Source organism: Psychrobacillus sp. NEAU-3TGS, assembly GCF_029955155.1.
In the GTDB taxonomy this organism is placed as follows: Bacteria; Bacillota; Bacilli; order Bacillales_A; family Planococcaceae; genus Psychrobacillus.
Window position 1 is genome coordinate 482,859 of the sequence record NZ_JAPNOZ010000004.1, and the last position, 9,538, is coordinate 492,396.

General features: G+C 32.6%; 16 protein-coding genes. 7 read left to right on the forward strand and 9 right to left on the reverse strand.

Annotated elements, in window-relative coordinates:
* Positions 1-121: 121 nt before the first annotated feature.
* Entirely contained in the window at positions 122-466 is a 345-nt protein-coding gene (locus OR571_RS03380; protein WP_282241429.1) for a VOC family protein, read from the reverse strand.
* Positions 467-673: 207 nt separating this feature from the next.
* On the opposite strand from OR571_RS03380, the gene OR571_RS03385 reads away from it, so the two are divergent.
* The 4 genes from OR571_RS03385 to OR571_RS03400 all read left to right on the forward strand — a co-directional run bounded on the left by OR571_RS03385 (position 674) and on the right by OR571_RS03400 (position 3,145).
* Positions 674-1,153: a sigma-70 family RNA polymerase sigma factor gene (locus tag OR571_RS03385; RefSeq protein ID WP_282241430.1), complete on the forward strand. Its 480-nt coding sequence runs from the start codon at positions 674-676 to the stop codon at positions 1,151-1,153.
* Between the two features lie 19 nt (positions 1,154-1,172).
* Entirely contained in the window at positions 1,173-2,135 is a 963-nt protein-coding gene (locus OR571_RS03390) for an anti-sigma factor (RefSeq protein WP_481900357.1), read from the forward strand.
* Positions 2,117-2,410 carry a hypothetical protein gene (locus tag OR571_RS03395; RefSeq protein WP_282241431.1) on the forward strand — a complete coding sequence of 98 codons (294 nt, stop codon included), beginning with the start codon at positions 2,117-2,119 and terminating at the stop codon, positions 2,408-2,410. Before OR571_RS03390 ends, OR571_RS03395 begins: the two co-directional genes overlap by 19 nt.
* 333 nt (positions 2,411-2,743) lie before the next feature.
* Positions 2,744-3,145: a hypothetical protein gene (locus OR571_RS03400; protein WP_282241432.1), complete on the forward strand. Its 402-nt coding sequence runs from the start codon at positions 2,744-2,746 to the stop codon at positions 3,143-3,145.
* 124 nt (positions 3,146-3,269) lie between these two features.
* On the opposite strand, the gene OR571_RS03405 is transcribed toward OR571_RS03400, so the two are convergent.
* The 6 genes from OR571_RS03405 to OR571_RS03430 form a co-directional block, all read right to left on the reverse strand.
* Positions 3,270-3,464, reverse strand: a complete 195-nt coding sequence (locus OR571_RS03405; RefSeq protein ID WP_282241433.1) for a hypothetical protein — start codon at positions 3,462-3,464, stop codon at positions 3,270-3,272.
* Between the two features lie 222 nt (positions 3,465-3,686).
* Positions 3,687-4,049 carry a hypothetical protein gene (locus OR571_RS03410; RefSeq protein ID WP_282241434.1) on the reverse strand — a complete coding sequence of 121 codons (363 nt, stop codon included), beginning with the start codon at positions 4,047-4,049 and terminating at the stop codon, positions 3,687-3,689.
* 58 nt (positions 4,050-4,107) lie between these two features.
* Positions 4,108-4,266 carry a hypothetical protein gene (locus tag OR571_RS03415; protein WP_282241435.1) on the reverse strand — a complete coding sequence of 53 codons (159 nt, stop codon included), beginning with the start codon at positions 4,264-4,266 and terminating at the stop codon, positions 4,108-4,110.
* A 169-nt stretch (positions 4,267-4,435) separates the two neighbouring features.
* A complete protein-coding gene (locus tag OR571_RS03420; RefSeq protein WP_282241436.1) occupies positions 4,436-4,942 on the reverse strand; it encodes a hypothetical protein in 507 nt (168 codons plus the stop codon).
* Between the two features lie 464 nt (positions 4,943-5,406).
* Positions 5,407-5,553: a hypothetical protein gene (locus OR571_RS03425; protein WP_282241437.1), complete on the reverse strand. Its 147-nt coding sequence runs from the start codon at positions 5,551-5,553 to the stop codon at positions 5,407-5,409.
* A 216-nt stretch (positions 5,554-5,769) separates the two neighbouring features.
* Positions 5,770-6,474, reverse strand: a complete 705-nt coding sequence (locus tag OR571_RS03430) for a CPBP family intramembrane glutamic endopeptidase (RefSeq protein WP_282241438.1) — start codon at positions 6,472-6,474, stop codon at positions 5,770-5,772.
* A gap of 89 nt (positions 6,475-6,563) precedes the next feature.
* On the opposite strand from OR571_RS03430, the gene OR571_RS03435 reads away from it, so the two are divergent.
* Positions 6,564-7,295 carry a MerR family transcriptional regulator gene (locus OR571_RS03435; RefSeq protein WP_282241439.1) on the forward strand — a complete coding sequence of 244 codons (732 nt, stop codon included), beginning with the start codon at positions 6,564-6,566 and terminating at the stop codon, positions 7,293-7,295.
* Positions 7,296-7,497: 202 nt separating this feature from the next.
* On the opposite strand, the gene OR571_RS03440 is transcribed toward OR571_RS03435, so the two are convergent.
* Together OR571_RS03440 and OR571_RS03445 are read right to left on the reverse strand one after the other, a co-directional pair.
* Positions 7,498-8,031, reverse strand: coding sequence for a GrpB family protein (locus tag OR571_RS03440; protein ID WP_282241440.1), 534 nt, complete (start codon positions 8,029-8,031; stop codon positions 7,498-7,500).
* Between the two features lie 372 nt (positions 8,032-8,403).
* On the reverse strand, positions 8,404-8,820 hold the full coding sequence (locus OR571_RS03445) for a hypothetical protein (RefSeq protein ID WP_282241441.1): 417 nt from the start codon (positions 8,818-8,820) through the stop codon (positions 8,404-8,406).
* Positions 8,821-8,971: 151 nt separating this feature from the next.
* Here OR571_RS03445 and OR571_RS03450 point away from each other — a divergent pair, with 151 nt between their 5' ends.
* Entirely contained in the window at positions 8,972-9,220 is a 249-nt protein-coding gene (locus OR571_RS03450; RefSeq protein ID WP_282241442.1) for a site-specific integrase, read from the forward strand.
* A 99-nt stretch (positions 9,221-9,319) separates the two neighbouring features.
* The coding region (locus OR571_RS03455; protein WP_282241443.1) for a tyrosine-type recombinase/integrase at positions 9,320-9,538 on the forward strand (219 nt) is incomplete at its 3' end.

Below are 9,538 nucleotides of genomic sequence, written 5' to 3' on the forward strand. Positions count from 1 at the left end.
TATTATTTTACCACTTCTTATTGAACTAAACTGCCCCTTTAGTTGAACAAGAAAAGGAGCTGTTTTACCAGCTCAATGATCTTCAAGTAATGCACCCGTTAGTTGAGTAAGGAACTCATAATTATTTCCAATAACAAATTTGTAGTTTGTTGTTGTCTGGATCATAAAAATCAAAAAAGTTGTTTACACCATCATTATGCAATTCACTAACACTAACATGTTGTTCTTTTAGTTTTTTATATGTTTCACTAATATCTTTTGTAAAAAATATAGGATATGTACCATTATTGGTATGCTTTACATCACCTTCTTCAATAGTTAAAGGCACTCCGCTGTTTCCAATGCTTAGAATTCGATAACCCTCGCCTTTATAAGTCTCTTTAAACCCCATAATATTTTGATACCACTTACTTGATTCTTCAACATTAATTACCTTTAAGCATACAGTGTCTATTCTTTCAATCATCTAGTCACTCCTTTCATTTATAGTATTTGTTCTTGATACGGATGTGAATTCCCTCTTTTTTTACTAAACTGCCGCTTTAGTAAAATGGTTCACAAAAGGAATACAAATTCTCTATATTACTTCTAAAGAATTCATTTATAATATATTTTATTTATATTGCAACTTTTTCTGCCTCTAATCCGTGGTTAAAGTGAAAGGTGGGAAGTGATGGATCTAGAACAAATATATGCACTTCATTTCAATGACTTATATCGCTATTTATATTCTCTCTCAAAAAATCATGCCGAAGCAGAAGACTTACTGCAGGAAACCTTCGCAAAGGCACATATTGCATTGCTCACCAATGATATCAAGGAAATAAAGCCTTGGCTCTTTAAGGTAGGTTATTTTACATACATTGATCATTTCAGAAAAGATAAACGTTATGTAATGACGAATGAATTTTCAATTTCTGATTTAAATAGTCCAGAAAATATAGTAGTTGAAAATGATGCTTACAATGAACTATTACGTTATTTAGATTATATAAGACCAATAGAAAAACAGGCGATTCTATTATGTGATGTGCATGATTGGTCAAATGAGCAAGCCGCAAATATCTTGAATATCAAGTTAAATACCTTAAAGAGTCATTTATCACGTGGAAGAAAAAGGTTACGGGAAATGTTATCACAGGAGGAATCATAATGGATCCATATGAAAATTAATAAATAACGCGAAGAAGGAAGAACTTCCGCATAGTAACGAAGGCACTAAAAAGATTAAAAGAGCAATCAATTCGTCTAAATGGAAATTGATTCTTTCTACTCTAACAGTCATCCTTCTAATTGTTCCTACCTGCTATATGCTGACTTTTGGATACTATGCTTTTGGAACCAAATCTACTACTTTAATGGACGTCGCAAGTACTACTCTCTATATTACTGAGCCAAATACAACGCTCGAGGAAATGGAATTCGAAATGGACTTCTCTCTTTTTTCGATGGACTTGTCATTTGAACAATATAAACAAATTGGAGATGAGTTTTACCCATCAAAAGACTATGATTTACATTTTGTTCTCAATGACTTAGTAAATAACAAAACAACTTCTAAGCTAGAGAAAATATATCCTCAGTACCCAACACAAACAAACCAATGGATTACTCATCCAAACCAATCCGTTGAATTCAATAGTGATAATGAGTGGCGTGTGTTATCCGGATTGCCGGAGGAAACTGTTGTGGAGGCTTATATCTCATTAGACGATCTTTATCTAGTTCAAGAAGTAGAAGATGAGATGAAAAATGTTGATGTGACTTGGGCAGCAATCTATACAGGAACAGAAGATAAAATGCTTAGTTCCGACGGGGATGTTATTTCTCCAATTGGTTATCCCGTTCAGCCTGATCAAACTTACTGGTCCCCTTTTCGGGACTCTGAATCCCACGAGGAGACTTTTTTGAAAATGTTAAAGAACCTCCAACCGTATGAAGATATAGCTGTAGAAGTCTCTTCCCATAAAAATCTCGAACTGGAAGAGCGTATACATTACATCGAGAAAAATGGGTATAAAACGTACGGAGTTGTCGTTACTGGCCCCAAAAGTGAAATACAATCACTAAGAGAAATAGGTATGGTACGTTATTTGAAGTTAGGAGAGGTTAAATTATGGAATTGGGCTCAATAAAAAAAATTATATTTCCTGGATTAGGATGGCTAAGTGTCATTATGGGTCTCCTATCCTTAGCGATTATCAATGTCACTCTGCTATCCGGATATGATGTACCGTTAGCAAATACTTTCTCTTCATGGGTATTAATTTCTGCTGTCTTTGGAATTATTTCAGTATTCAACCCAAAAAGTAGAACTTTGGGTTTGTGGGGAATGAGTATAAGTATCTTTATTGGACTGTTTTTTGTAACAATCTTTGGATTAGGCTGGACGATTGTTCCTTTTCCATAAAATTAAATGCACGAAGAATTTTATAGCATAAGCTTCTTCGTGCTTCTTTCTTTGAATGTGCTTTCTATTTCAACTAACCTGCCCCTTTAGTTTAAGTGTAACATTTCACAATGCAAATCTGAGAACAACATATTATTTGGGACATAAAAAAAGACCATCGAAATGATGACCATATTTTGCTAAAGCACGCGTTAGTTGAACAAGAAATGCCCCTTATCTCTTCTTTAACTCAATCACTAAATTGATAAACCCGCAATATTTTTCGATTAACTTGTGTTACCATTATTTATATAGTTATAGTATCTTTAAATGAGTTATATAGGAGATGTTAATATGAAAAGCTTTGAAAGTTATTCTTTCACTCGACTTTTGTATAATGAAAGTTTAGAATTTTTCTTCATTTTAGGAGTTAATGATTCTGATGACTTTAGCATATATGTTGATCAAAGATTGATAGAAGTTTTAGGATACTTAGTCATATATAAAAATTTAGAACTAGACAGAAATGTTAACTTGATATATTTAGTTGAGAATGACACGAGAGATGACCAGAAAACTATTAGATACGCACAACAATTTGCCATGGATATGACAAATCAAGCAGTTTTTGGACAGGAAGATTTTATAGTTCGAAAAACTAATATAAATCCAAGGATTGTTTCGCAGCCTTATATAGATTTTGTAAAAAAAATAATTGGTGATGACATACCACAATCTTATATAGGTGAAGAGTGAAATGCCATACGGTAGTCTAATCAAAAAGTGAATCAAATTTTTTATACTTATTTGTTTTTCCACTCTATCTAGATTGTCCTTATTCAACTAAACTGCCCCGTTAGTTCAATAAGCGGAAAAATTTTTAGTGAAAGTTATTAATCATCAATTGAAACCCAAACATATCTGGTAGTATAAAGATCAAAAATAGCCCGGTAAACGAGAAGGTTATAAATCTTTTTCTATCTAAACCAACCCTTAATTCCCAAAGTCCCAGGCATACTAAATACAAACCTAACATCATACTAATCATTGGTACTATTACCATATAAATGCCCATTGAAATTCCCCCTTAATAATTACGTTTTTATATGTATCTCATTCAACTGAAACAGTCCCTTTACTTTACGTTTGACATTAATGGATGTTCCAATATTAAGTGAATTATCCATTTTAAACTAATGAATTCCATTTCTGCTTATTCAACTAAACTGCCCCGTTAGTTGAATTACGAGTGGTAGTAATAGTTTAATTTTTTCACCTAATTGTTGGATATTCATAATCAATATAATGTTTCTACTGTTTTAATTTGAACTCCAGTTCGCAACTTATTATGATCTTCTTCAAAATGAGGCTGAAAGTACGATGATAACTGTTGTTTTATTTCTAACTTAATGGGTAATTGAGTTATTCCTTTTGAAATAAATACCTCCCCAACATTATCCCCATCTACAAAGAAACACAGATTACCTTGATATAATGAAGTGACGGAAATAAATTGTATTTTCACTACATCCTCCTTATTTGAAGAGTGAAAATTAATTGAGTGAACCAGTGTGTATGCACTAGTTAAATACAAAGTATCAACTAAAGGAAGGTCTGTATTAATTATGTCTAGCTCAATATCCCTTAAATTATTTTTCATTATAATTTCCACCTCTCTGAAAAAAACTTACTAAACTTGATATAGACATTCTTATTGTTTATGACCATTTTTCATCATCATCCATCCATTTTTTATTCATCAAATCAATTGATTTATAGTCATCTTGAAAAACAAAAGACGAAGGTAAATGTAAATTCAATGATATTCCGCCTGCTTTTTCTGTCTTTTTAATTCCAAGTAATGATACTCCATCCAAATTAACTATGAATGTTTTCGATTTTTATCAATAAAAAACCCTTTATTTATTCAATAGAATAAAGCATTTGTTGTTCAACTAGCCTGCACTGCTAGTTCAATAAGAATAAGTTACCCCTAAAGGCAGCCACTTGTTAAACTAAGCACCCGTTAGTTGAACAACAAATGTATTACCCACTATGAACTTCAAAGCAGAAATATCCAAAAGGTAAGTCTTCTTCTTTTAATCCTATTTCTGATTTTGCAATTTCCATCATTTTAAGTATAAGTTCTCCTAAAATTTCCTTGTACTTCTCAAGTGCCTTTTTATAAGAAGTTACATCGTCATTTTGACATAAAGGAAATAGAACTGTCCCTATTCTCAAATCATTAAGTTGCCTTGGGGTATCTGGAACATTAAGACATTCGATAATGTGCTTCTCCTGAATCTTCTCGTCTAACCAATCTCTACACTCTATAAAGAACATATATTCTTCGAACTCGATTTGACTATTCAATTTTTCATTGATATAAAACGGTGTAATTCTAATGTAGTCGGTAGTTGAGTTGGAACTAATAATTTCATCTAATACGCCCATCAAACCAGTAATAGTCGGATAATATCTATATTTTCCATTGTAGTAAACAGTGTTATTGTAAACTATTTCGTTAATTTCGCCTTTATCTTTCTCTATCATTATTATCGCCTCCTTTATTACATATTTAAGCCAGCTTCTTCTTGAAGTAAAGCACCCGTTAGTTGAATAAGCACCTCTCATTTATTACACATTATTTACAAACTGTTCATCTGCGATTTACACTGCAATTGTAGTTGTCATAACGCTGAATCCTTTATTCTTATTAGACGTATACTAATAAAAACGAATGGAGATGAAAAAAATGGATCTCATTTTATGGATGACGGTTCTGTCCGGTACCTTTATCGCTATATTCGCAGATAATAGAAAATGCAAAAAGAATAAATATTAAATTCTTTCATAAAGATCCCTAATTTCTATTATTAAGGGTCTTTTTTTACGTAATGTGACGCATTAAATCTCTCTCAATCCTTCATCGTCACCAATGATTTCGAGTATAGGTTGTTTCATAGCCTCCTGTATTCCAATTAAAGCATCTTCTAAATCTTCTAATGACTCTTGTTTTAAAATGTTCTCGCCCCATACCCATCCATTAGGTTATTATCATTGTAATAAACCTCGCAAATATCAAAGATAACTTCTTCTTCACTTATTTTTTTTTCAATACTATATAATTCCAAAGCATTAATATCACCCTTTCTGTTACGCATTTTGTGTCAAATGCGACATAAAAACTCCCATATTCTTCTTCAACTAAACTACCGCTTTAGTTCTATAAGAAAAAAGCTTTACTCCTTCTTGAAGTAAAGCACCCGTTAGTTTATGTATATTCCTTCACAAACTTTGTTGATTTTACATAATTAATCTTTTCATCTCTAGTATCTGGTAGTTCGCATTGTATGTTCCTGCTACTCATAACAATATCTCTATCCCAAACTTGTCAACAAAACCATAATTCCATTAGTTAAACCGTGAATAATAGCTGATGGCCAGATCGAATTAGTTCGTTCATACGCTAAAGCAAAAATGATACCACTAAAGAAATTTACTGGCATTACATTATATGTTGGAATATGAATAATTGTAAAGATTGTTGAGCTAAGTAAAATTGCTCCAATAAATCCTATGCGTGTACGTAACCAGCGATATAAAAAACCGCGATAAAAAATTTCTTCGTATATTGGTGAGATAACTGCCGCAGATATAAAGGCAATTAGAACCGTAACGAAAGTTATGTTTTGCTGTATTGCCTCTGTTTTGCTGTTCTCCCACGAATTCCCTATAAAACTAGTAAGCACTACAATTATCACGGCACCAACCATTAAGATAACAGAAAATATAACAATGATTTTCCAATCCTTCACAGCGAACTTATTTATCCCTACTTCACTCCAAGAAAGTTTTTTCGGACGGAGAGCAATAAAATAAACACCTAAAATTAGAGTAATTGCTATTGTCAACCCAATTAATGTTCCAGCATATAGAGCATTATCGAACCAGTGAGAATAAATTGGGTGAACAACGAATTTTATACACCCCATTACAAATACAAATTCAAGTAACATTAAAAATATAAATTCTTTCAAACCCCAACGGTCTTCTTCCTTCCAGTTCATTTCATTTGTTTTCATCCGCCATCACTCTTCCTTTATATGGTATAATCCAACTATATTAGATGACGTTACGTAACCTGCAAGCTTTATTTTTAGGAGGGAATGAAATGAAACGATGGACTACAGGACAGGTATCAAAACAGCGAAATGTCTCCGTTCGCACACTTCGTTATTACGATCAGATTAATCTCCTCACTCCAAGTTTTAAGGATGATAATGGACGACGATATTATTCAGAAGAGGATTTGTTTAAATTAGAAAAAATCATCATTCTAAAATCACTTTCACTTCCACTCGAAAATATTCGCGATTTATTAGATAGACTATCCTATAAACAAATTCTAATTTCGCATCATAATTATCTACAAGATAGACTTTCCAAACTTCAAACAAGCATTTCTAATACAAAATCTTTAATTAATATGATTGACTTGGAAGAATCTTTGTCTTGGGAACGTGTCTCTCAACTTATTCAAATTTCACAAAATAGTTCTAAAAAATGGATTGACTATTTTGAAGTTGATGAAAAGGTATTCTTGCAAGAGTCAATTCCAAATCTCGGCAACAATGATTGGACAACACATCAGTATATTTCTTTGCTACGACGAATTGAGTGGTGTATAAAACACGATATTAAACCTGAATCAGACGAAGGTCATCAAATTGCTTGCGAGTTAATAGAAATATCAAATGTTACTTTTCAAGGAGATACGAAGTTGATGGAGAAGTTCTGGGAAGTCAGAAAACTGCCCTCTGAGGAAACGGGCCTATACCCGATTTCGGAAGTAGTACTGGAGTATGTGGAGCGTTGTATTGCTAATGTAACAGGTGATGAATAATTATATGAATGGTCAGGGTAATTAGCATAATATAATAAATACAAACTGACTTATTCAACTATCCAGCCCCGTTAGTTTAAGTGTAACATTTCACATTGTACATAAAACAAGACCATCATTTTTGATGGTCTTGTTTTACTAAAGCACCCGTTAGTTTAAGTACAATACTTCACAAACTATTTTTTGTTACTCTTTTTTAATTTTATAAATGTCTTTTAGCAAAAATTTTTTTAACAAATTCCTCTTTAAAATCCGTATATTCATTAATATCTGTTGGGTTATTTTGTCGTAGGTAATCTTCTTTAATATTGGCATACTCCATTTTTTCGTTGTTATGCTCATTTAAATAATCTCTGAAAAAGATAAGGTTTTCCCACAATTCCTCTTTAAAAGCTACTGCATGAATATAATGTGTTTTGACATCAAAAGTTTCATCTTCAAATTTTGCAAATACTACTTCATTTGGTCTTACTACACGTAGTCGATAAAAACCGATTACACGAAGTTTTCTTTCCATCTCCTTATCGATTTTATGAATATCATCAACACCAAGTAGAATATCAATAATTGGCTTTGCACTTATTCCCTCGATTGCTGTACTTCCGATATGTTCTATATGATTTTCATCAATTTCTAAAACTGATTGTATTTCTCTCTTCACATTTGAAAATTCAATTTTCCATTCTACATCAAATGGAACAATTCTTACTTCATTATTTTTTAATCCCAGTTTCATATGGTTTTCCCCCTTTGTATCACTCATCTTATCAAGCATGATAAATATATAACAGACTGATAATTCAGGAAATAATATGCTATAATAGTATTAACTTAGAATTGGGAAACCGCTAGAGAGTGTATCACCTCTCTAGCGGTTTTATATTGTGGATGGCTGCTGATATCCCAGATATTAAGTTGTTATTTTTAATAACACTTGTTAAACTAAACTGCGGCTTTAGTTGAAGTAGAAGACTCACAAACACTGAACTATGGCATACTTTAAAATGAAACTTTCAACTCACTATCAAAATGAAACAAACTATTGGCTGGTTTAGTCGAAAAAGTACAAAGAGAACCTATTAAATCGTGCCCTTTGTGGCATCATCCACTAAGTCCCTATCCCTTCAAAATGGGTTTCTTCACCATTCTTAAAAACTTTCAGGTACTCATAGTCCCCTTTGACATTTATTTTATACAACTTATATGTGCCTACTTCCCCCTCAGAATTAGAAATGTCGTTCAGGTAAATGTTGATCGAATTTTTATCTGTTTTGATATCTATATCTCCAAATTCTTTTCCATCATCCAAGAAATTTTGATTAAGATACAAATAGCGTTTTTTGGAATCGTTGTACATATAAATGCCAGATCCTGTACCTTTTTCATCATTTTCTACATCCATTATAAAATTTTTCACAATGTCATTTGTCTTTTCTAAATTAATTTCTGAAATAGTTACTTTATTTCCTCCGCATCCTGTCAGAATACCGCAAACAATTAATATTAGTAATATAAATTGCTTCAAACTTCTCCAACTCCTTTGTTTGTTTTTACCGCAACCTTTTCACAATCTGTTCGAATCTTGAGCATAAGTTAAACACCCCCCTCTTATGTCTATAATTCTATTAAGTTGGCAATAATCCTTTTAGTATTACTATTTAAGGGGGGGAATGAAATTGCTACTGTCAAAAGCATGGGCTTCGTTTGAAGCGGATAAACGAATAGAGTACTTTTCACCACAAACGTTGAAGGCCTACCAGTTACAGTCTTTGCTACTAATTGGTTATTTTAAGGATGAAGAGATAGAATTTCTGGATTCAAATCAACTAAAGGAGTATCTTGCCATATACGGTAAGCATTTAAAACCAACCAGTCTTGCACATCGTATCCGCTTTTTGAAATCATTTTTTCGTGGTCTCATGTAGAAGGATACCTGAGTAAGAATCCAACTTCCATAATAAAAGAACCCACAGTAGGCAAACAGATACCCAAGTATTTAACCGAACGGGAGATCGAACACCTTCGTGAATCCTGTCATTCCGCTATGGAACATGTTTTCTACCGATTGTCGAATTGGAGAAATAGTTTCGCTAGAAAAGAACCATATAAATTGGTCCAATCAATCGGCAATTGTTAGAGGAAAAGGTGATAAGGAAAGAGAAGTTTATTTTAATACACGTTGTGACATATGGCTTAAACGGTATATGGAGAGCCGAAATGATCATAATCATGCGATTTTTGTG